The sequence below is a fragment of the Sneathiella sp. D3-11 genome (genome assembly GCF_055809395.1).
Genome location: NZ_CM147911.1, coordinates 1,619,913 through 1,643,300 on the forward strand (window position 1 = coordinate 1,619,913; position 23,388 = coordinate 1,643,300).

General features: G+C 47.5%; 17 protein-coding genes and 5 pseudogenes. 5 read left to right on the forward strand and 17 right to left on the reverse strand.

Features of this window, described 5'->3' with window-relative positions:
- The first annotated feature begins 102 nt into the window (after positions 1–102).
- Entirely contained in the window at positions 103–804 is a 702-nt protein-coding gene (locus tag AC0L73_RS08315; RefSeq protein WP_473655309.1) for a Crp/Fnr family transcriptional regulator, read from the forward strand.
- A gap of 102 nt (positions 805–906) precedes the next feature.
- Here the strand turns inward: AC0L73_RS08315 and AC0L73_RS08320 are convergent, their stop codons facing one another.
- The 8 genes and pseudogenes from AC0L73_RS08320 to AC0L73_RS08355 all read right to left on the reverse strand — a co-directional run bounded on the left by AC0L73_RS08320 (position 907) and on the right by AC0L73_RS08355 (position 10,064).
- A complete protein-coding gene (locus tag AC0L73_RS08320) occupies positions 907–2,526 on the reverse strand; it encodes a GMC family oxidoreductase (RefSeq protein WP_227952485.1) in 1,620 nt (539 codons plus the stop codon).
- Between the two features lie 7 nt (positions 2,527–2,533).
- Positions 2,534–3,172 (reverse strand): annotated as a pseudogene (locus AC0L73_RS08325) (fumarylacetoacetate hydrolase family protein).
- Positions 3,173–3,257: 85 nt separating this feature from the next.
- Complete coding sequence (locus AC0L73_RS08330; protein ID WP_227952483.1) at positions 3,258–4,205, reverse strand: aspartate/glutamate racemase family protein; 948 nt, start codon at positions 4,203–4,205, stop codon at positions 3,258–3,260.
- Positions 4,206–4,641: 436 nt separating this feature from the next.
- Positions 4,642–5,982 (reverse strand): MmgE/PrpD family protein, encoded by a 1,341-nt coding sequence (locus tag AC0L73_RS08335; RefSeq protein WP_473655310.1) that lies wholly within the window; start codon positions 5,980–5,982, stop codon positions 4,642–4,644.
- Positions 5,979–7,175, reverse strand: coding sequence for a M20 aminoacylase family protein (locus AC0L73_RS08340; protein ID WP_227952479.1), 1,197 nt, complete (start codon positions 7,173–7,175; stop codon positions 5,979–5,981). The genes AC0L73_RS08335 and AC0L73_RS08340 overlap by 4 nt, the downstream gene beginning before the upstream one ends.
- Entirely contained in the window at positions 7,162–7,698 is a 537-nt protein-coding gene (locus tag AC0L73_RS08345; RefSeq protein WP_227952478.1) for a TRAP transporter small permease, read from the reverse strand. Before AC0L73_RS08345 ends, AC0L73_RS08340 begins: the two co-directional genes overlap by 14 nt.
- A 23-nt stretch (positions 7,699–7,721) precedes the next feature.
- Positions 7,722–8,702 carry a TRAP transporter substrate-binding protein gene (locus tag AC0L73_RS08350; protein WP_227952469.1) on the reverse strand — a complete coding sequence of 327 codons (981 nt, stop codon included), beginning with the start codon at positions 8,700–8,702 and terminating at the stop codon, positions 7,722–7,724.
- Between the two features lie 223 nt (positions 8,703–8,925).
- A pseudogene (locus AC0L73_RS08355) lies at positions 8,926–10,064 on the reverse strand (TRAP transporter large permease).
- Positions 10,065–10,184: 120 nt separating this feature from the next.
- Here AC0L73_RS08355 and AC0L73_RS08360 point away from each other — a divergent pair.
- The 3 genes from AC0L73_RS08360 (at position 10,185) to AC0L73_RS08370 (ending at position 14,078) form a co-directional block, all read left to right on the forward strand.
- A complete protein-coding gene (locus AC0L73_RS08360; protein ID WP_473655311.1) occupies positions 10,185–11,093 on the forward strand; it encodes a LysR family transcriptional regulator in 909 nt (302 codons plus the stop codon).
- A 149-nt stretch (positions 11,094–11,242) separates the two neighbouring features.
- The gene (locus tag AC0L73_RS08365; RefSeq protein ID WP_473655312.1) at positions 11,243–13,057 is read left to right on the forward strand and encodes a penicillin acylase family protein; all 1,815 of its coding nucleotides are present in this window, start codon (positions 11,243–11,245) and stop codon (positions 13,055–13,057) included.
- A 55-nt stretch (positions 13,058–13,112) separates the two neighbouring features.
- Positions 13,113–14,078 (forward strand): hypothetical protein, encoded by a 966-nt coding sequence (locus AC0L73_RS08370; RefSeq protein ID WP_473655313.1) that lies wholly within the window; start codon positions 13,113–13,115, stop codon positions 14,076–14,078.
- Positions 14,079–14,240: 162 nt separating this feature from the next.
- Here AC0L73_RS08370 and AC0L73_RS08375 read toward each other — a convergent pair.
- The 7 genes and pseudogenes from AC0L73_RS08375 to AC0L73_RS08405 all read right to left on the reverse strand — a co-directional run.
- Positions 14,241–14,834: pseudogene (locus tag AC0L73_RS08375) on the reverse strand (IS6 family transposase); the annotation flags it as partial.
- Between the two features lie 66 nt (positions 14,835–14,900).
- Positions 14,901–16,352, reverse strand: a complete 1,452-nt coding sequence (cuyB, locus tag AC0L73_RS08380; RefSeq protein ID WP_473655314.1) for a cysteate racemase — start codon at positions 16,350–16,352, stop codon at positions 14,901–14,903.
- A gap of 113 nt (positions 16,353–16,465) precedes the next feature.
- Positions 16,466–17,212, reverse strand: coding sequence for an amino acid ABC transporter ATP-binding protein (locus AC0L73_RS08385; RefSeq protein WP_321576150.1), 747 nt, complete (start codon positions 17,210–17,212; stop codon positions 16,466–16,468).
- Between the two features lie 6 nt (positions 17,213–17,218).
- A complete protein-coding gene (locus AC0L73_RS08390; RefSeq protein ID WP_473655315.1) occupies positions 17,219–17,548 on the reverse strand; it encodes an ABC transporter permease subunit in 330 nt (109 codons plus the stop codon).
- Positions 17,461–18,066, reverse strand: coding sequence for an ABC transporter permease subunit (locus AC0L73_RS08395; RefSeq protein ID WP_473655316.1), 606 nt, complete (start codon positions 18,064–18,066; stop codon positions 17,461–17,463). The genes AC0L73_RS08390 and AC0L73_RS08395 overlap by 88 nt, the downstream gene beginning before the upstream one ends.
- A pseudogene (locus AC0L73_RS08400) lies at positions 18,063–18,807 on the reverse strand (amino acid ABC transporter permease). Before AC0L73_RS08400 ends, AC0L73_RS08395 begins: the two are co-directional and overlap by 4 nt.
- 83 nt (positions 18,808–18,890) lie before the next feature.
- The gene (locus AC0L73_RS08405; RefSeq protein WP_227952457.1) at positions 18,891–19,700 is read right to left on the reverse strand and encodes a transporter substrate-binding domain-containing protein; all 810 of its coding nucleotides are present in this window, start codon (positions 19,698–19,700) and stop codon (positions 18,891–18,893) included.
- 339 nt (positions 19,701–20,039) lie between these two features.
- On the opposite strand from AC0L73_RS08405, the gene AC0L73_RS08410 reads away from it, so the two are divergent.
- Positions 20,040–20,516 carry a LysR family transcriptional regulator gene (locus AC0L73_RS08410; protein WP_473655317.1) on the forward strand — a complete coding sequence of 159 codons (477 nt, stop codon included), beginning with the start codon at positions 20,040–20,042 and terminating at the stop codon, positions 20,514–20,516.
- A 551-nt stretch (positions 20,517–21,067) separates the two neighbouring features.
- Here AC0L73_RS08410 and AC0L73_RS08415 read toward each other — a convergent pair.
- Both AC0L73_RS08415 and AC0L73_RS08420 read right to left on the reverse strand, forming a co-directional pair.
- The gene (locus AC0L73_RS08415; RefSeq protein WP_473655318.1) at positions 21,068–21,775 is read right to left on the reverse strand and encodes an IS6 family transposase; all 708 of its coding nucleotides are present in this window, start codon (positions 21,773–21,775) and stop codon (positions 21,068–21,070) included.
- A 95-nt stretch (positions 21,776–21,870) separates the two neighbouring features.
- Positions 21,871–23,384: pseudogene (locus tag AC0L73_RS08420) on the reverse strand (AMP-binding protein).
- Between the last annotated feature and the right edge of the window lie 4 nt (positions 23,385–23,388).

The following is a 23,388-nucleotide window of genomic DNA, read 5'->3' on the forward strand; positions in this document are numbered from 1 at the left end:
TAGTATATCTTTCACAAATTATGGGAATTCATGTTGCCTTAGTATATCAAGCCAGCGCCACTATTGATTTGCGTTTCGACAAATATTGAACAGGATTTTTCTATGTCTTTGCTGGACGCCTCTCTCATCGCCGATGTCCCGCCTTTTCGCGGTATAGAGCGTCAAAATCTTGTTGAATTGCTCTCAAAAGCAAGGTCGGAACGATATGAAATGGGCAGAACAATTTTCCGTCAGGGGGAAGAAGCGCATTCTTTTTTCCTGCTGCTGGACGGACATATTCGCGTTATCAGAGTTACCCCCGATGGAGACCAGATGATCGCCCGCTATATATCAAGCGGTGAACTCTTCGGGATTGCGCAAGCGCTTAGCCTCGATAGCTATCCGGCCAACGCCGTGGCCGCAGTAGACTGCATAGCGTTATCTTGGCCCGGATCATATTGGCAAACTATCACTGACAGGTATCCAACATTTGCGACCAACACATACAAAACAGTCGGCGCGCGTCTTCAGGAGGCACAGAACAAAATGGTGGAGATGGCGACGGAACGGGTCGAACAACGTGTCGCCAAGGCCATTTCAAAACTCGCCAATCAGACAGGACAAAAAACCGACGACGGCATTTTGATCTCTTTTCCCATATCACGGCAGGATATTTCAGAAATGACCGGCACGACACTACATACCGTTTCCCGACTCCTAAGTGCGTGGGAAAACAAGGGAATAGTTAAGAGCAGCCGAAAGAAAATTACTGTGACTGATAGCCATCAGCTAGCCGTATTAGCAAGTAGGGATCTTCATAACTAGCGGTTAGTTTTTTTCGCGATATGACAGTCCGAAAAGGCATTGACGCGCAATAATCCATTAAGAAAACGTCATATTATAATGCCGCGTTAGTAAATAGATCGACTAACGTGTTAATGCGATCAGATCCGCCGCTTTTTCAGCTATCATGGTGACCGGAGCGTGAGTATTGCCGGAAGTTATGGTCGGCATGATAGACGCATCAACAATTCTCAACCCACCGACGCCGTGAACGCGGAGTTGGTCATCTACGACGGCATTTTCATCATTACCCATCTTAGCTGTTCCCACAGGATGGAATATCGTCGTCGAAATGTCTCCCGCTGCTTTCGCCAATTCCTCCGCGGTGCAAATATCCGCGCCGGGCTTGAGCTCGACAGGTGAAAACTCAGTCATTCTTTTTGTCGCCATCAATTTTCGGGCATGCAGAATACTGTCCACCGCGACGTTTCGGTCCGTCACCGTTGAAAGGTAATTGGGTTTGATTACAGGAAAATCACTCGGGTCATTGCTTCGAATATGGCATGTGCCACGGCTTTCCGGTCGCAAGTTACAGACAGAGACAGTAATGGCCGGAAACTTATGTAAGGGTTCTCCGAAAGCGTCCAGTGACAAAGGCTGAACATGATATTCGATATTCGCCGTGTCATATTCATCTGACGATTTTGTAAATATGCCAAGCTGACTGGGTGCCATCGCCATCGGACCCGACTGCTTAAGAAAATACTCCGCGGCAATCGACAATTTGCCAAAAAGGCTATTGGAGCGTTCATTCAACGTGGCGGCCCCTTCAATTCCGAAAATTGTCCTGATCTGCAAATGATCCTGCAGGTTCTCGCCGACGCCTTTGAGTTCATGAATGACCGGGATAGATTTATCCTTCAGAACTTGCGACGGGCCAATTCCTGAAAGCTGGAGAATTTGCGGTGTACCAATGGAGCCCGCAGAAAGAATAACTTCTTTCCGGGCTGTAACCTGTTCAACCACATTATTGCGTCTGAATTCCAGTCCAACAACCCGCTTGCCCTCGAATATCAGTTTCTCCACTTGGGCATTTTTTAATATCGTGAGATTGCTACGATTACGGACTGGATCAATAAATGCCTTTCGGGCATTCCATCGGATGCCTTTTTTCTGGTTCACCGGAAAGTAGCCAGATCCTTCATTGTCACCCGAATTAAAATCATCAGTCCGCGCAATATCAAGTTCTTCTGCCGCTTCACGCACTGCGTCCAGAGCGGGCCAAGCCAGACGCTGTTTTTCAACCAACAGCTCCCCATCCGTGCCGTGAAACTCGTCCGCCGCGCCATAATGATGTTCAGATTTTTTGAAATAGGGCAGTAAGTCATCCCACCCCCAACCGATATTGCCCTGCTGACGCCATATATCATAATCGCGCGCCTGCCCGCGCATGTAAATCATGCCATTGATGGAGGAACAGCCGCCAAGCACCTTACCTCGAGGATAGGCGAGGGAGCGCCCATTTAGTCCTTCTTCCGGCTCGGTCTTATAGCACCAATCCGTCTTGGGATTCCCCATGCAATAGAGATACCCAACAGGGACATGGATCCAGAACCGATTATCACTTCCCCCTGCCTCAATCAGCAAAACACGGGTGTCCGCATCGGCGCTTAATCTATTCGCGAGCACGCACCCCGCAGATCCGGCGCCAACTATGACAATATCAAATTCACCATAAACTGCGGGATTGTTCGAATTCGCCATGATGAAGTCAATCTGCCTTCTTGACGACAAGCTGCTCTTGATGGCCAAGACCATTGATTTGCAGGCGCATACGATCCCCTTCTTTCAAATAGAGCGGCGGTTTCATGCCCAGCCCTACCCCAGGCGGCGTCCCGGTAGAGATGATATCACCTGGTTCCAAGGTCATGAAACCACTAATATAGCTCAAGACCTTCGCGACCCCAAATATCATGGTTTTTGTTGATCCATCCTGCCGGCCCCCCATTCACCGTAAGCTTTAAGTTCACGTCACCGGGATCTGCAATGTCATCTGCGGTGACAAACCAAGGCCCAAGCGGGGCGAATGTGTCGTGACTTTTTCCTTTGGTCCACTGTCCTTCACGCTCAGCCTGCCATTCGCGTTCAGAGAGTTCATTGACAATGAAGTATCCCGCGACATAATCGAGAGCATTCTCCTCTACAACATTCTTGCGGATCTCGCGCGCAAACAGGGGCCAAATCTGTTCCACCAATAGCGCACAGTCTTGTGGCTGATATCAATGCCGAGCTCATGAAGAAGGTCTTCGACATTTCGCAGAGAAAGCGGAAATCGGACATACATCATCATCGCGAGGCGGATAATCTCAGGTAAGGTTTTAAAACTCCAGAAGGTATCCTTTTTTGTCATGCGCGGAGGCTAGTCCACGCGTAAATAGCCATCAAGCAATTTTCTCCTGACAAAGCCATCCATGCATCTTATAAATCCTCTAACCTCAGAGTTTCGAGGGTCTATATATTCGCTCAAAAAACTTCCCAGAGGTCGGTATATTGAGGAAATCGTTCCCTGTTATCGGGTCCTTTTCGCCATCTTTCTTCATATTCAAAAGCCCCTTCAAAGTATGCCCGCTTTGGGTAATTAAAGTTCTGACAAGGATATTTGCTGGATCGAAACAGTCGTTAGGAATCTTGCCATTGACAGCCTGGAATGGAAGCGGAAGTTCCGTACAACCGAGGATAAAGGCGGTTGCACCTTTTTGGCGAAGTTTGTCGATAACGCCATTAATTAACTTAAGGTCTTTTTGCATGTCGGGCGTCTGACCCTTGACCCCATAATTCGAGTTGTAAATGGCATCCATAATGTTTTTTTGATCGAAAACCTCTGGAAAAACGAGTTGCAGATCGCCGTATTTCTTAAAGATGTTATCGTAAACTTTTGATTTTCGCGTTCCGTCCGTCGCCATAAGGCCAACTTTAAGTACTTTACCGTTGTTCTTTTTAACTTTCTTGATTGCTTGAGCCGTTTCTTCAATCATGTGGACGATTTTTATCCGATTTACAAAATTAAGATTTTTTATAAACACATCCCAGATAGCCGGCGCATGAAAGGTATTGCAGGGAACCCCCAGCACCACTTTACAATTTTGTTTCATAAAGCCGTCCATTGCTCGATTCACAGCCTTTGCCATTTCACCACCTGGATTTGGCGCTTTTCGGTCCGAAAATAACCAAACGGTTCTGTCCAGAACACTTCCCGAGAAACTTAAATGAATGACAGATGCATGCCCTTGATCCTTGCAACTTCCGTTATCCGTCAGACCGACAATTTGATGGTGCGCTGAAACACCCGCTGCAGGACCAACACCACCCGCTAACAGAATGACTTTTTTAAATTGTTGAACATCAGTTTTTTTCTCTTCCGCTAAAACCTCTTTATCAGACATTTTTCTCTCCTTAGATGAACTAATAGAGAGTATTTAAAAAATATAATTACTATTTAAAGTTGTATATATCGATTATTTTGACCGCGATGTGAAATGCGGCAGTGGTTGGGACTGCAGGATATTTTGATTGCATGGTAGAAGAATACGGTGGCTTCTTCACCACTCAGCGACCGCAGTAGAATAAAAACAGAGAGCCCATGCAGCTCTTCGATAAAAAAACTGCCCAAACAAAAAAACCAATGCCCATGGCGGGACAACGTGTATTTCCCACTGTGGGCATTGGTTAAGTAGGAGGATAAGTCTGATGAGCCAGCCATCGTCCTCCAGGGAGATATCAAAAAGCTGAATCAGAAAGGTGGCAACCCAGCCCAAATATCTCCTTTTCAGCCCAAAACTCTAGATACCTCATATGCCATCAACGGCGTCAAATCAGACATTAGGAGCATTCGAGACTTTGGATATTTTTGAGGTCAGAAAATTTATCGATAACGGAGCGTTTCGTCTCCAGTCCAGACCAAGCAAGACAATCCGATATTTTCCTTTGCAGATCGTCTTCACTTAAAGGCTGGTTTGAACCGCCGATTAAGTCCGTTGCGACGATCTCTTCTTTTCTGCCCGATTTAAACTCGGCCAAAAGCGTTACCGAAATCGGGGTGTCGTCCGGACTCATATCAACGCTCTCTCGTCGGAATAACTCCAATTGTGTCGTTCTTTTCGTATCTTGAATTGCTTCTGGCGTGAAATGATGCAGTGATACATGGCCTTCACGCAACAGACATGCTGCAGGATAGGTAAAACTAAACCTTGCTTCATTTTCTGTAGTTGGACGGTCAAAGCGAAGGTTATCATATAATCTCTTGGGGAGCCTCGCCGTTACCTTGCAAAGATCACTGGTATCCGCTCCCAATTTTTCCCTTAATATTTCAATGGCATCCAGCGCCAGATGTGATGCAGCGCAACAGGGAAATCTTTTCGTCATCAAGCCGTGCTCTTCAATAGCCCAATGCGTTCCAAAGCCCTCGAGAGCTATGCGATCATCCACCTTTTTCCCATGACCATATAACTCTTGAAAGCTCCACCGTCCTGTCAGGAACTCTGATTGAGCTCCGATACCGGATGCCGCCATGCTGGCTGCCAAAACCGCATTGTGAGCCGCGAGACCTGCGTGTAATGGCTTTGTCGAAGTCCCAAACTGGAGTTTTGACCCAGCAGCAAGACTGAAACCAATGCTCATAGCGGAACAAATACTTTCAGGCGGCAAACCCATTAAGGCCGCCGCAGCACCCGCGGCACCAATAACGCCGACCGTGGATGTAGAGTGCCATCCGGCGCCGTAGTGACCAGGATTTAGCAGCGAAGAAACACGGGCCTGCAATTCAAGTCCAACCACATAAGCGTCTCGCAATCGTACGCCCGAATGTTTTTGCATCTCGCCGATGACAATCAATGTCGGCACCAAGACCGCGCTGGCATGTGTATAACCGGGTAGGAAATTGTCATCAAAGTCTAACGCATGGGCGGCCATGCCATTGACCAGGGCGGCTCCGGCGGGCGGTAATTTCACATCATGCCCGAAAATCGTATGATTGCCTTCACCTTGAATCTTACGTGCCGCATCGAGGACGGAAAGCGTCGCCTTTTCTTGACTGCCTGCAAAAATACAGGCCAACGTATCTATGAAGGCATTATTTGCCCGACTATCACTAAGATCCGAGTTAGGTGACGGAAGATCTGCAGCCCATTCCGCGAATATGCTTGCGACTGGGACTTTTGTCATGAAACGCCACCAAGCTCGACACCAACAAGATTTACCCAGTAAGCCACGCCGTATGGCAATGCCTCATCGTTGAAATCATAAAGAGAGTTATGAACAAATTTGTTGGATTCCTTGTCACCGTTCCCAACCAGAATATAGGCTCCAGGCACTTTTTCCAGCATGAAGGCGAAGTCTTCAGAGCCACCTAGAGCTTGTCCTTTCCCGTCGACATTTTTATGCCCGGTCGTAAGTGTCGCCGCGTCGATAGCAGTAGCAGTTTGGTCCGGCCAATTAATCAAGGGTGGATAACGGCGGATGAATTTGTAATTCGCCTGACACTCATAAGCGCTTGCTGAAGATTGCGCCAGAACTGACAGTCTTGCCTCTATATTGTCACGCGTTTCAGGCGTATAGCTTCGCGCCGTCCCCCGAACCAGGACAGTGGATGGAATAATATTTGGCGAGTTGAATTCACCCGCTGCGATATGTCCAATACTAATCACTGCAGAATCAACAGCAGGGACGTTACGGGCAACAACAGTGGAAATATTGCTCATAAACATGGCGGATGCCATCGTCGGATCTGTTGCCAGATGCGGAGCGGCTCCATGACCACCCGTGCCGACAAACTCAACCTGCCATGTATCCCCGGCCGCCATCATCGGCCCAGATTTGATGACAAATTTTCCAACGCCAAGCCCCGGCATGTTATGCATCCCATAAACAACGTCACAAGGAAATTTATCAAACAAGCCTTGCTCGATCATTACGCGGGCACCGCCTTCACTTTCTTCGGCGGGCTGGAATATAAAATGAACGGTTCCAGAAAAATTACGATGTTTCGCAAGATACTTAGCCGCTCCCAGAAGCATTGCCGTATGTCCGTCATGGCCACAAGCATGCATTTTTCCAGCATTTACCGATTTATATTCAAATTCGTTTTTTTCATGGATGAAGAGTGCGTCCATGTCTGCTCTCAGGCCGATAGTTCGGGAGCTCGCGGTCTTTCCTTTTAGAGTACCAACGACACCTGTTGCCGCCAGACCGCAGTTTACCGAAATACCTGCTTTTTCGAGCTCGGCGGCAACGATTGCTGCTGTTCGTGTTTCCTGAAATGCTGTTTCCGGATATTTGTGAATATCCCGGCGCAACGTTACCAGCTCTTCAAAAAATTCAGGGTCAGCTTCCAAACCCAAATCACTATACAGAGTCATTTTCTTCTTCATTTCTTTTCGTTATTGGAAGGAGCGAAAGGCTAAGCCCATGTAGAAGTATCACTACAATGAATATCGGAACTCCGATCGCAACGTAGAAGGTCGATATTTCGAAAGTCTCTGCCTCCAGATACCAGTGCCTTGCCAGAAATCCGCGGACAAAGTTAGTGCCTGGACCAAAAAACGAGTACCAAAGTATGGGCAGTAAGAATATGAGCACGGCAGCCCACCGGACCAGGCCGGCACATCGTTTCAAGAAGATTGGCAGATTATCGGGTACGCGGGCAAGAACCGGGTCGAAACCGGCCTTAAACGACACGGTTGCCCCTAACAAGCCGACCCATACCATTGCATAACGGGCAACTTCTTCTGTCCAGGGTGGAGGCGAGTCAAAGACATACCTCGCCACAACCTGCAGGGCGATAGCAAACACCATCGCCCCGAGGAATGCTATGGCGGCAATTGTAACCACTCGGTCGCAACCGTTACTTATCTTGGTAATGGCCTTCGTTATGGACGTCATGGTACTCGCCTTTCCAGAAATTATTAGTTCCCTTGGTACTGTGAAGCATCTATGAGAATTTCGAGATCATCTTTCGAAACTATATCTTCCCAAATCGCCTGACTTGCCTGGACAAAGAGATCCCTCTCGCCAGGCTCCAATTCGGTTATAGTTACGCCTTCACCCTTAAGCATATTCAAAGCGTTTTTACTCCACTCTTCAGTCCACTTACGGTTCGCGGCAATGCCCTTTGCGACGGCTTCATCAACGACAGATTTATCTTTGTCATCCAGGCCGCTGTACCAATCCTCGGAAAGCAGCGCAACGCGAGCTGAAACACCACTGTCGAGAGGGGTAAAATGCTTCAAAATTGCTGTATGCCCATAAAGAAGTGCCGATGCGGGAGGGTTAAAGTAGCCGTCAGCAACACCTGTTTGAAGAGCGTTGGCGACCTCCGCCCAGCTGACGACCGTCCCTTTTGTACCCCACGCCTCAAACAACTTAATTTGCTCGCCGTCCTTACCTCGAATTCGAAGCGCTTTAACGTCATCTAGTTTGCTTACCGGCACCTTAGTGTTAAAGAGACCCGCGCTACCACCTCGCATAGGAAATCCGGCGAGGCGCACACCGTGCGGTTCGATCTGCTTGTTAATTTTTTCAATAATTTTCCCTCTTTTCATCGCTGTATCGAAATGGTCATTGCCAGAAAACAGGAAAGGCAGAAAAATACCCTTGCTAATAGGGGCGAGCTTGAACAGGACGGCTGAATTAGCCATGTCGACTTGAATCAGGCCTTGGGAAACCTGGTCGAACCGCTCTTTTTCCTTCCCGAGGGTATCTGATGGAAAAACTTTTGTCTTCATACCGTTAGCATTCAGATGATCGGCGAAAGCTTTAATAAAAACATATTCCCCATTCTTCTGGATATCTTCCGTTCCCGCGAGAGCAATTTTGACTTCCTGCGCAATCGCTGCAGACGAGAAGGTCAAAAGTAAAGCCATCGAAATACCTAATAAACGTTTCATGAATATCAATCTCCATTGAAAGTTAAAAATATCGTTTACTATGACAGGTGCACTGTCGAGATTTGGTGTAGAAGTTAGCCCAAGTATCCGAGAGCTCTTGGCAGCGCTAAGCTGATCTCCGGAACGAAGATCAGGAAGCCCAAGAAGAACAGTTCAGCCACCAGGAATGGGATAATGGCGCGAACAATACTCCAGTAATTGAAATTGGTTACCGTCGACAAGATTAGCAGCACACCCCCAGAGGAGGTGTCAACAGGCCCACTGTCAGATTAAAGCCCACGACGATGCCCATATGCGTCGGATCAACCCCCATCAAGAGAGCCGGTGGGACAAGAAGAGGCGCAAGCAGTGCGACGGCAGCCTTAACATCCATCACCATTCCGGCAATAATCAAAATAAGGTTGAGGACTAACATATATCCTGTTGCCCCTAGCCCCATCGACGTTATCGACGAAGCAAGCAATTGCGGTATCTGCTCCAGAGAAGATAGATACCCAAATGTAGCAATGGCGACGAGAATTACGAAAATCGCACCCGTCAATATTATCGTCCGATGGGCAGCGGCAATCACTTTCGTGACATTAAGCTCCCGATACATAAATCCGACCAAGGCAGCAACAACAACAGCCAACGCGGCCGCCTCAGCCGGAGTCATGAAACCAAATAGAATTCCACTCAAGATGATGACCGGAAGACTGAGGGCCGGAAGGGCATGCGAGAGCGCAGGGAAAAATTTGGGGATATCCGACCCCCTGCCACCAGGATGGTCATACTTAACAGCAAAAAAACTATTAAGAATCATAAGCATAACGGCCAGTAGCAAACCGGGAACAATACCCGCAGCAAACAATGCGACGACAGAAGTGTTCATCAGCGCACCATAAAAAATTAAAATGATGCTGGGTGGAATGATGGGCCCGATAATGGATGATGCCGCCGTTATCGCGATTGCGTACTCCTTTGGATAGCCCTCTTTCTCCATAATCGGAACCAGAGTATTGCCGAGTGCGGCAGCGTCTGCCGTTGCCGATCCTGATACTCCTGCAAAAAAACGCTCGTGAGAATATTGACGTGACCGAGCCCTCCCTTGAAGCGACCGAGGATGGTCAAGGAAAAACGGATCAGCGCATCGGCTATTCCGCCTCTGTTCATCAATTCACCAACGAATATGAACAATGGCATCGCAAGAAACGCAAAGACATCAAGCTGGCTAAAAACCCGCTGCGGCAAAGCCGCCAAAAATTGTGAGTTATCAGACACAATGAAGCCGATTACCGCGGACCCACCAACGAGGTAGGCAATGGCTGTCCCGGAAATCAATGCGACCACTAGAAATAGAAAGGGTGTCCAGATCAATGTCATTTTATTTTCCCTGTTTAAAGGAGAATGGCAATCACCGCTCAATAACACAATAGAAAATATATTGCCTATCCATAGCTTTTTACTATAGATTGTGCGGCATACAAAACTGGGTATCGACTAATGCGAATACTAACTCTCCAGCGTCTCGAAATTTTCAAAACTATTTACGAGACTAACAGTATAAGTGAGGCTGCACGCCGCCTAAATCTGGCGCAACCCACCGTCAGCCGGCACATCAGGGATTTTGAGGCCGCTTTAAAACTCAGCCTTTTCATTAATAAAAGCGGGAGAATAAAACCGACATGGGAAGCGCATCGCCTATTCCAAATTTGCGAAGGAGCATACGAAAGAATACGACAGGTTGAAAATGACATTGCCGGAATTCGCGAGGGGCGAGGCCAAACATTACGCCTGATGTCTGCTCCAAGTTTCTTTTCGTTCCCGTTCCTCGCCGTTGCCCTGAAAAGAGTTAAGGAAGAATACCCAGAAATTGATGTATCGGTGGACGTCGGCTCAAGCGCCAATCAAATACAATCCCTTCGAGAGGGAAATATAGATGTCGGCCTCGCCGCTGAAATACCTGAAACCCCAGAATTGAAGATTTCTACCATAGGGCATACGAAAATTGTGATGATTGTCCCGAAAAATCATCCCATGGCGCAGGAGGATGTCTTCCCCATATCGGCTATGGAAGAATACCCTTGTGTTATGCCTTTCACCCGCGCGCCTGTCGGCAGGTTTATTGACCGGGAACTAACAAAGCATGGTATTTCAGCGAAAAGATTGATGACCGCAGTTTCCCCAGCAATTGTACCGCGGTTGGCCGAAGCACTTGGCTGTTGCGGGATTTCAGACAGCCTGACAGCTGCTGCAAGCGCGCATATTGACATAAAGGCAATACCATTATCCGTCGATATTAGCGTTAGAGTACAAGCTATTCGAAATGCAGGTGCAGCAAATCGGGCTGTCGATGACCTTTACATTCGTTCGTTACGCGACTCGATGTTACTGTTATCGAATATGCAATAACAGCACTGCAAATACAAAATTTATGCAAATCCGAACGTAGAATTATTAATTCCAAATATTAAAATACTATCGGATCGATATTTAATTTTACTTTTCACAAAGTAGAAAATTTTTACGTCTTCTTTTTTTAACCAAGGAGATGAAAAATAATGCGTAGAATATCAAAAAGATCCCTATGCACTTTCCTTTTTACAACATTTATTTTGCCAAGTGCTGCGTTTGCGGAGCTCTCGATAAATAGAGATGAATTTGGTGTCCCTGCCATCCGGGCTACCACTAATAAGGAATTGTTCTACGGGCTGGGTTATTCCATGGCGCGAGACAGAATAGGTCAAATGGCCGCCCTTTTGCGCCTCGCTAACGGAAACTCAAAAAAAGATGAAAATGTTTTCCCCTACAACGTTATTATTAGAAGCCGGTATCCAAACATCCATAGTCAGCTAAATAAAGAAATAGAGAACTTTGGTAATTTGGAGGACAATATAACGACGCTTCCCCTTGCCGTTGCAGATTGTATGGCCGCCGGTATTAACCAGTTTTTGACCGATCTTAATTCGAAGCCTTCTGTAGATGGCAAAGAAGCGGTAAAGAACTCCTGCTATTCAGGTCCGTTGCAGAAAAAAATTCGCTCGCAACTTTCTTTTGGAGATGCCTTGGATGAAGGTGAAATCAAAGAAATTAAACTCGCGCTAGATCATTGGGAGTTCCCTGGGAAGTGGACGAGATTCGACATATTCCACGTTTTCCATAATAGAATTATGGATATGTTTTCAGCAAGAAACGATCAGCTGAACGGTCTCGCCTTCTATAAAGCTCTGGAAAGCGCAAACCCAAACGATCTTGAAAGAGCCCGCCGTCTCTTCAATACGAGTAAATGGGTAGCTGATCCAAATGCAGCCACGGAGATTCCGGTGCCCAACGACGAAGAGGGCGCGAAAATGCGCAAAATGATGGCGCAATATCGCGACATGATGGAAGGGGCGTTTCTTGAGTCAGATAAGAGTGCGCAATGCCATATTTATTCGTCCGCAACCGACTTTGTGAAAAAAGTTAATGGTCGCCCGGATCAAAAGCTTGCTGCCGCGGAAATGTATCCGACAACGGCAAGTAACTTCTGGGCTGTTGCCGGAAAAAGCGTCGACCCTAATTTGAAAAGCCTGTTGATCAACGGTCCTCAGACCGGCGCACTTGATCCGAGCTTATTCTATCCGATTAATCTGAGCAGCGAAGAAGGTTTCAGGTATGCTGGCACTACTTTCCCCGGTACTTTTTCACCTCTCACCGGCCAAAATGGAAATCTTGCAATTGGGGTGACTGCCGCCAATAACGGGAGTTCCGATCTTTTCTGTATAGATGTTGCGATGAGCCCAAATGGGAATTACAAATCCGCCGAAGGTCTAGAACTGGCGCAAAACCCTGATCTTAGGGAAATTGGCGTAACAGGATATTATATTAGGGGTACCAACTGGCCGGTCGTCTTGTTGGATAAAAACGAAAATGGTAGTAAAGCGGTTGCCTTTGTTAAGCGCCTGAGTTGGGAAGGACAGACGATCCGCTCATTCGCCGCCGGCATTGAGGCAAGTCAGGCGAAAACAATAAAAGAACTTCAAAAGGCGCATGATTCCTTCGGGGGTAACTTGAATGTCGTGGCGGCCCATAAATCCGGCATTATTCTCTTCCGTTTGACAGGTGTTATTCCGCCTCGCATCGGTACGAATGTTGACAAATCGAAGAATCCCTTCGATCCAATGAACTTCTTGACCAAATTTGATCTTCGCATGCCAATTCCAATGTCTCCTACCAAGGGTTGGCGCAAAGAATCTCCTCAGTATTATAAACTTAATTATGCCACAGATGACGGCGCGATCACGAGTTGGAATCATAAACCTTACCTGATGATGCAGGATCCGGACTATATCCATTCCGCACTGGTTCCAGTGGGATCGTTCGCTGTATATCGTTGACGCCCTGAAAAACACGCGGCCATCGGTATTGTCGACGGCTTTGACGAATGGAGTTTTGTCGTTAAAGGACGTTTATTACGGTCAGTTCAAACAATTTCTGGAAACACTGGATGTCAATTCGTTAAACGGCGATCAACGCAAAGCACTTAAAAAAATTCTCACATGGAATGGATATCGTGATGATGCGAATAATTTGACGCGCTATGATGAAGATAGGTGGGTGAATGGCGGTCAGGTTCTTTTCCAGCTCTGGTTGCAGGAATTTGCGAATTTGTTCCAAATTCCTGTTCTTGCGGGCGAAAAAGAGGCGCGTGAAGGTCTGGCAAGAGCCTGGACCGCAAACTTTTCCAAGTTGAAACAGCCGAAGTTTTCTAATGGTACAAAACGCAAGCTAACTTTTGATACAAGTTCCAACATTCATCCGATTGGCCGCATTATGCTCAACAACCTGCATTTCATTTTTGGAAATGTGCAGTATGCCGACCCAAATGCTTACGACATCATCGGTGGCAATAATTCTGATAATATTAATAAGAAAACGTCGCAGAAGAAGGCGCTTATGATGATGGCTACTGCTTTGAAAATGGCCAATAGTCAATTCGAAAAAATGTATTCCGAAGTAAAGGACAGTAATGGAAATATTCCGGCGGCGTACCGGAGCTATTATGGCATTTCAACTAGAATGGCGGAAAAAGCAACAACTAGCCGTCGGAAGCCAACGCTCAGCATACCTTATTTCCGCAATCGCGGGGCTCAAAACCATATTGTCGCGTTTGATAGTAGAGAAAAAGTGACAGCCTATAATGCCATTCCCGGCGGAGTTCGCGAGTATCGTGGAGACAAAACAAAGTTTACCGACAACCAAGTGCCGCTATACCGTGACAATGACTTCCGGCCAATGATTGATTTTTCACTGCCGATTGGCGAAAAACCGAAACCACAACAAACGCTCCGCAAGGAACATAAGATTAACAAGGAACATAAGATTAACAAGGAACATAAGATTAAATCTAAGCTGTAATCAATCAATATTTATCGTTCTCAATATATTATTCTTTCTGTAAGTTGAATTGGCCCGTTGATTAAACGGGCCAATTTAATTTCCCATAATAGTATATTTGGTGCTGTCAGACGAATGCGGCCTCGTCTCCGTATGGCGCAGAACGGCACAAAGGTCCCACTATTATGCCGCGCTAAGTTGCCGCCAGTCAGACAGTGCGGCATTTCGTTGAAGCTTGAATTGCAGCATCGCCTGCTCTCTTCGTCGAAATGGGAGATGGGAGTTTTCACAGCGATTGTTCTTCCGCTGACCAAACTCTTGAACCTCGGCATTTCCGATGGTCTTCATCGCGGCACGATATGAACGTAGTCAGGCCGTTACAATCACATGAGGTTTTCCACATCGTTTCATAAGTTTCTTAAGAAAAACCATTGCTGCCTTGCAATCGCGGCGTTTAGAAACATAGGCTTCCAGGACTTCCCCCTCATGGTCAACGGCACGCCAAAGGTAATGTGTCTCTCCATTTATCTTCACAATGACCTCATCGAGATGCCATTTCCAATTTGAATAACTGTGAAACGGATGGGTCCGCTTCTTACGGAGTTCGCCGACGAACAGTGGGCCAAATCTGCCCCACCAATAGCATACTGTTTCATGGCAAATATCGATGCCGCGTTCATGAAGCAAATCCTCAAAGTTGCGTAGCGAAAGAGGAAATCGGACATACATCATCACGGCAAGGCGGATGATTTCTGGTGATGTTTTGAAATAGCGAAATAGGTTATGTTCTTTTCATTCAGGAAGAGTAGAAAATGAATAATAGGACAACAAGCCATTTTCTTTTTACAAAGCCGGGAGTTTTTGCTTTCCAGAAAAATCGACGCATTTTCGAGCGAGAATTTGGGTTGGATCAAAAAGTATTAGAGATTGAGTATCGCATTGTTCGGGCGCGATGAGTGGTAGTTCCGTGCAACCCATGATGACAGCTTCGGCACCATTATCCGCAAGTGCCGAAATGGCTTCGATCATATGCTGCCGACATAGACCTTCTCTATGTCCCGCCTTGACGCCCATCTCACCGTAAATCGCATCCATAACCTTCGCCTGGACATCTGACTGAAGAACGACCGGCACCAGATTTTCGGCGCGAAGAGCTTCCTGATAGAGACAGCTAGCGATCGTTCCTGATGTCGCCAAAATCCCAACCTTTCGTATTTTCGGATGACTCTTGCGAATATGGTCGACGGTTTCCGTCAGAATATTGACAATTGGTATATTCAAATGACGCTGAATGCGATCGACATACGCATGCGCAGTATTGCAGGGAATTGCGATTATATCCGCGCCACCACTTTCCAGTTTTTTGCAGGTGGAATACAGCGCGAGAGTGGGATCCGTCCCGTCTGATAATAGATTAGACGTCCGATCTGGAATCTGCGGGTTTTGCTCGACCATAAGTTTGATGTGATCCTGATCGCGCTCCGCTTCAGTCGCAGCAATGAGCTTGGACATGAAATCTATTGTCGCGGCGGGTCCAACACCTCCGACAATTCCGATCTTGAACGGTTTGCCATATACTTCAGAAGTTTGGCTCAACGCGAATTGCGCATAGACTTCGTTGGTGTTGATGAGCGGAATGTTCCTGTGGCGACTCATATTAATATTCATCAAGGGTATTTCCGTCATACCCGGGACGATGATTTCAGCATCATTTTTTACAAGATTGGCAATAACATTTGCAATGCGGTCATTTACTTCATTTCCGCTGTGACCGGCCTTAAAACCCGCCGTGCCATAGATGGCTTGCAGCATTTCCGATTGGGCTTCCTTATCAGGATAGATCACCTCAATTTGCGGCCCCAACAAATTATCAAAGAGTCTTTTATCTCGTACATAAGGTGTTGTCAGAACACCTATTCGATGAACCCCGGAATAATGATCGTGAATATACTCGCCAATGGCTTCCATCATGGAAATTAGCTTAATTCCGAGTTCCACGCGCAATTCTTCGATAAAGGTGTGAGTGATGAAACATGGCAAAAGCGCAGCATCGCACATGTTTTTTTCCATGCGGGCCAGGGTATCATACACATAGAACTTGCGGTGGGTCGGGACATAATCTTTGTCTGCGGCGGAGATACTTTCCATCAGCGGCTTTTGTTCGAAGGAGATCTCTCGATGATCCCCTTCAGATCTGATAGGCGTCAGCCGAACTATTTGATTGAGAATGTCAGCACCCGCGCGCGCACCTAGTCCTCCAACAATGCCCAGCTTTAAGTGCCTGCCAGATGTCATCTTAAACTTCATCTCCGTAAGAAGAGCAACTTATCGCGGGCTGTCTTAAGCGACGATGTTACCAAAAGCCTCCGCAATTTGGCTTTTCCAATTTGAATCAGGAATTTCAGGGATTATAAAATCTGACTTAGAAACTCTTTCGTTCTCGGATCCTTGGCCTCGGAGAAAAAAGTCTCCGGTGGACCGTGCTCAACAATGACACCACGATCCGTAAAATAGATGTGGTCCGCAACTTCACGCGCAAAGGCCATTTCATGCGTTACAAGAATACACGTCATCCCTTCTTCCGCTAAAAGCTTGATCGTTTGCAGAACCTCGCCAACAGTTTCCGGGTCGAGAGCCGCTGTCACTTCATCGAACAGGATAACATCCGGATTCATGGCCAACGAACGGGCAATCGCAACGCGCTGTTGCTGCCCACCGGATAGTTCTCCCGGATAGGCGTCTTCTTTCCCCTCGAGGCGTACCTTTCTAATCAGTTCCCGTGCAATTTTTTCAACTTCTGCCTTATCCTGTTTCAGCACCCTGACAGGCGCCATCATGATATTTTGTAAGGCCGTTTTATGAGGGAAAAGATTATACTGCTGGAAAACCATGCCAACTTTCTTTCGAAGCTCCAGTTTATCCAGCTTGGGGTCATTTACTTCCTGTCCCTCAACCAGTATGGAGCCCTTCTGAATATCATTGAGGGCATTGATGCAGCGTATAAGTGTGGATTTTCCGGAACCGGAAGGCCCTATGATGCAGATAACTTCACCTTTCATGACATCGAGCGAAATGCCTTTGAGTACTTCAAAGGCTCCAAAGGACTTATAGACATCACGGATGGAAACCATGGGTTCGTTTATTGTCCAAGTCATCAAATTCTAACCTTTCACCGCAAATTTCTTTTCCAAATAAACTGTCCACCGCGCGATCGGATAGCAGTAGATGAAGAAAATCAGGAGCACGAATGAGTAAAAAGGAGCAAGCAGATCCGGGCGGCCTCCTTCGGACGCCAAAGCCCGACCCGTGGTCGTCATCACCTCTGAAACACCAACCACCGAGGCAAGTACAGTAGCCATCGTCAATATGGAATAAAGGTTCATCCAGGGCGGCAGCATGCGTTTTACACATTGGGGCAATATAACCAGCCACAGGGTCTGCCGACGCGAATAAGCAAGGCTTTCCGCAGCCTCCCATTGTCCACTTGGCAATGAATTGACCGCCCCCGGACAATCTCCGACATATTGGCCATAACCGGCAATGACAGACCAATCGTTGCCTTCAGCCAGTCAGGGAGCGGAATATCTATTCCGCCAATGCTAAATTCGAAAGGCAGAAGGAACATCGCAAAAAACAATAGAACCAACCAAGGTGAGTTGCGGAAGAATTGAGTGATAAACCAGCAGAACTTGCGCAACCCAGCGTTCGGAGAGATCTGGCCAAGACCAAGAACGGTTCCCGCCGCTGTACCAATCCCCATTGCCAGCATGGAAATGGCGATGTTGAAAATAAATGCCGTCAGTAACAACGGCATCCAACGTAGTAGAATTTCGAATACGGACGCTTTGATCGGATCCGATTGCGCAAATCCGGCTGTCGAGGTCAGCAGGCAAATGCAAAGCAGGATAATCCCGTGCCACAGCTTCAATCGGAAACTGAATAAACTGCCTGATTTAGCCTTGGCAGGCAGTAATACAGGCAGGACAGATTTCAGAGTCGTTGTTCTCATGATCCATACCCCGGAATTCTTAAAGCCCGTTCCCACCGGTTCGTGCACCACACCAACGCCCCGACGAGAATGAAATAGGCAAACAGCAAGAACAGCATCATTTCGGTAACATTAACATTGTCCGACCAGATTTGATTAGCCTCATACAGCATTTCCGGCACAGCAATCGCATATGCAAGCGTGGTCGTTTTCACTAGGTTTACGAGATTGTTGTTGAGGGAGGGAAGACACACCCGGAAGGCAAGCGGCAGAGTAATGTCTTTATAAATTTGAAATTTGGAAAACCCCAAGGCTTCCGCCGCCTCAACCGTGGAGTTAGGAACAGCTTCGATACCGGACCGAAAAATTTCCACGTTGAAGGCACCGGCAAAAAAGGAAAGCGAAATCACGGCCCATGCAAAATTACCCAGAAGCGGCGCTTCGCCCCCACTCCGTCGCGACTTTCGGCATTAACGAACCGATGGCAAAATAGAAGAAATAGAGCTGGACCAACGGCGGCGTATTTCTAAACAGCTGAATATAGGCATCGACAATTCGGCGCGTCCATTTAAGTGAGGAGCCTTGCAGCCAGGCGCCGATAATGCCGATGATGACCGAGAAGAAAAGACAGACGACGGATAATTTAATCGTCATCAGAAAGCCTTGGAACATCCGGTTACGGTCATAGGAATCATATAAGAAGGGAAGGTTTATCCCCGTCTCTTCATAAAGGATCCGGAACCATTCAAAATATTCCTGCATATTACCTGCCCCTGGGTATTACCGAATTCACAAATGGTGGGTGTTGCGCCCTACGACGCAACACCTTGGGAGGAATGTGCAGCCTATTTGTACTTTTCGTGCATTGCTATGGCGAATGGCGTGTTGGCAACGCCCCATTTTGTCTCAAGCTCCAGAATGCGGCCTGACTTGTGCCAGTCGATCGTCATTTCGCTCATGAAGTCCTTGAATTTTTCTTCGCCCAACGGAACCGCCAGGCCCCATGGGGCATCATCAATGGTTGGCAAAGGCATCTCATATTCTTCGAAGCCAGCTTCCTTGGCTTTCGCAACGATCGCAGAATCATCATAGACAAACGCGACACAGCTACCTGCCTGCAATGCTGCATAGGCTTCCGCTGTGCCTTTAAAGGCGACGATTGTCGCACCGTAATTTTCGGATGTCCGCTTATTATAAAAAGCGCCTTGGATACCGCAAACAGGCTTACCGTTCAAATCTTCCCATTTCTTAAAGCCATATTTTTTGGGTGCCAGGATATTTGTACCTGATGAATAATAATTTGGATCAACAATGCCGACGACCTTCCGGCGATCTGGCTTATCCGTCATCGTGGCAATCATGAGGTCGATCTTGCCCTGCTCGAGGAATTGCATCCGGTTTGAGCTGACAACTGGCACAAATTCAATTTCCACACCGAGTTTGTCTGCAACATCTTGTGCGAGTTCTGGTTCGATTCCAATGGACGCACCGGAAGAATCCAAAAAGCCATACGGCTTGTAATCGGCTTTCACGCCAACTTTTATTACGCCTGCCGCTTTGATGTCATCCAGCGCCTCTGCATTCGCGACCTGACCTGAAAGGGCGGCTGCGCCCAAGCATAAAGTGCCAATGATGCATTTGATAGTTGTCTTCATTGATTCAGTCTCCCTAGTTTATATCCGCAACAATTACGCAAATTTTGAGAATCTATGCGGTTTAATTCTCCACAAATTTTTCTTAACGCACGCCACTATCTACCAATTAAACGAACTCAATATTTTCAATTGGAATTTGTCGTATTTTTTATCCTTCTCCCAAACAATCGAATGCGAATGATAATCGCTATTGAACACGTCACTTCATGCGAAAGCAATAATATAAACGCATAATAGTCGAACTCTTTCCATTGCAAAAACCGCAAGGGCTATGCAACATTTGCATCATGTAATTCCTGAAATCTGGTTTACCGTTACAACGTAAAAATGGAGAACAGCATGGAATTGGCCTGGCTTGAAGATTTTTTGGCATTGTCATCCCTCAGGATTTTTTCCCGTGCAGCGGAGGCGCGCAATGTAAGTCAGCCGGCCTTCACACGCCGAATTAAGAACCTTGAGTACTGGATTGGGACACCATTGTTTGATCGAAGCGTACATCCCGTTCGGCTTACCCCTGCCGGAGAAGTGTTCAAGCCAACGGCTCATGAAGTGATAAAATCACTTTCGATAGCCAAGGAAGAAGCACGGGATCTGGCATCACGACATGGTGAAATCATCGACATTGTCGCGCTTCATACTCTCGCAATATCCTATTATCCAGTCTGGATATCCGAAATCGAGCGCTCCCTGGGGGCACTGAAAGTTCGGATTAATGCTGAGAATTTTTCCAGTTGTGTCGAGATCACTTCTCTCGGATTCCAGCGACTTCATGCTGTGTTACCAGCATTCTATCGTGCCCACCACGTTCGACGATGACCGTTATCCCTCGATTAAACTGGCTGAAGACCGACTGATTGCTGTTAGTGCACCAGATGCAGCTGGAAACCCGAAACATACCATCAACAGTGGGGGAATTTTCCTTACCTGGCCTATACTGCGGAAAGCCTGTTAGGTCGTGTTACGAGCTATGTTCTCGAAAAATCAAACCTCACTGAATATGCGGAGTTTCGATATGAAAACTCGGTATCGGAAGCTTTAAAGGCTGCATGTGTTGAAGGTCTTGGCGTCGCATGGCTCCCTTCGATCGGCATTAAAAACGAACTTAAAGACGGGAGGTTGATACGAATTAGCTCTTACGACCAGGAAACAAGTTTATCAGTAAAACTACACCGCTCGATAGAGAGAAGCCGTACCGAAATTGAACGGTTGTGGGCGTTGTCTTCAAGCAAGAAACTGAATTGAGTTGCCGAGCAAACGCCGGAACTGTGCCTTCAAAAAAAGCATGACCTGGCAGGGGGAAAAGAGGTGCTGTCAGACTAATGCGACCTCGTCTCTGTATGACGTAGAATAGCACAAAAGTGCCTCCATTATACCGCGCTAAGTTGCTGCCACTGGGCCCGTGCGGCATTTCTCTGAAGCTTGAATTTTTCTCGGTTGGCTAAGTGGCGCTCAAGGTTGAAGTGGTTATGGGCTGATGCGTGGATTGAGGCAAATTTCTGCAAACAACACCGGCGCCTGAATTGCAGCATCGCCTGCCCTCTTTGTTGGAACGGGAGATGGGAGTTTTCACAGCGATTGTTCTTCCACCGCCCGACTTCTTGTATCTCAGCATTTTCGATGGTTTTCATTGCGGCACGATATGAACGTAATTTATCCGTCACTATTTTGCGCGGGCGTCCATACCGTTTCATAAGTTTCTTAAGAAAAACCATTGCTGCTTTGCGATCGCGGCGTTTAGAAACATAGGCTTCCAGCACTTCCCCCTCGTGGTCAACGGCACGCCAAAGGTAATGTGTCTCTCCATTTATCTTTACAATGACCTCATCGAGATGCCATTTCCAATTTGAGTAACTGTGAAACGGATGGGTCCGCTTCTTACGGAGTTCGCCGACGAACAGTGGGCCAAATCTGCCCCACCAATAGCATACTGTTTCATGACAGATATCGATGCCGCGCTCATGAAGAAGGTCTTCGACATTGCGAAGTGAAAGAGGAAAACTGACATACATCATCACCGCCAAGCGGATGATCTCAGGTGAGGTCTTAAAATAGCGAAATGGATTATGTCCTGTCATACAGAGAGATTAAGAATCCATATATTGGGGACAAGCTATTTTTATCTGACAATGCTGTGCGAATACCCATCAAACTGTTTTCTTGCAACAATGTCTCACTTTCCATTTACAAGGCTGCAAACTGAAATTTGGTCCCGCAAAACACGTTTCAAAATCTTGCCTGAAGGATTCCGTGGTAAGGTCTCTCTCAAGATAAAATGTTTTGGCACCTTAAAACCTGCAAGATGTTCTCTGCAGTGTGCTTCCAATTCCTGCTCGTTCAGTTTTTCCTCATTCTCCATCACAACCACTGCGATTGGCACTTCCCCCCAACGGGAATCAGGTATGCCGATGACTGCCGTTTCGAGAACGCCCGGCATCTGATAGATGACCCGCTCAATCTCGGAGGAGGCAATGTTTTCACCGCCGGAAATGATCATGTCCTTCATACGATCAGTCAGATAGAGGAACCCGTCGTCATCAAGATAGCCGACATCCCCTGTCCGGAACCAGTCGCCATGTCGCGTCTCGGCTGTCTTATCCGGATCTTTCCAATACCCTTCCGCCACCTTCGGCCCGAGGAGGCAGATTTCCCCCTCCTCCCCGGCATTCAGGGAGGCCCCTTCCTCATCCGTGATACGGATGGAGACATGTGGTGTTGCCCGTCCAGTCGAGCCGATTTTCTTTATCTCCCAGCCCGGCTCCATAAAGGTATCACCGCTGCAGGATTCCGTGAGGCCATAAGCATCGATATAACGCCCGTTTTTGAAATAATCCTGAAACTCCCGGATACGGCCTTCCGGCGTTTTCTCGCCGCCACCGATGCACCACTCAAGACTGCTCACCTCATACTTCTCTCGCTCGGGATGCCCCAGAATACCGGAGAGCATGACCGGCGCAAGCCAAGCCCCGTTGAGTTTTTCCGCTTCAATCCCGGCGAGGACCTCAAGCGGATCATATTCCCGATGGATTTTCAACATTCCACCGAGCCAAAGAACCGCCACACCTGGAAGATCATAAGCCCCAACATGATATAGCGGACCGGTGACGAGCAAACGGGTCTCCCGGCTGAGACCGAGGACGACCACATGTTCCATGCTTTTCCAGTAGAAATTCTGGTAGCTATGCATCACGCCTTTCGGTCGATCCGTCGTCCCGGAAGTATACATGAGCCGGAACAGATCATCGGGCTTCACATAGGCTTGCGGGGGAATAGCCTCCCCCACCCCGTCAGGATGGAAATATCTTTCTGCATCTCTTCATCCAGAAGCCGGACCGGCACATCAAGTTTGAGAATATCCGCGAACTCCTCATCCCCGAAAAGGATTGAGGCCTCGGCATTTCCGACGATATAAGCAATCTCATCAGTCGCGAGCCGGTAGTTTATGGGCAGGAAGACCGCCCCCAGATAGCTGCTTGCGAAGGAGATTTCCAAAAAAGCCGGGCTATTCTTCATGAATGCTGCCACGACATCCCCGCGTCCGATCCCCTGCTCTGTCATATAGCGCGCGAGTTGTCGGACATGTTGCCATAGCTCGGCATAGCTGATGCGGCGATCCTCATAGACAATGGCGATTTTATCAGGCCACCGCTCTGCATGATATTTCAGGAAACTGCTGAGATTGATCATCACT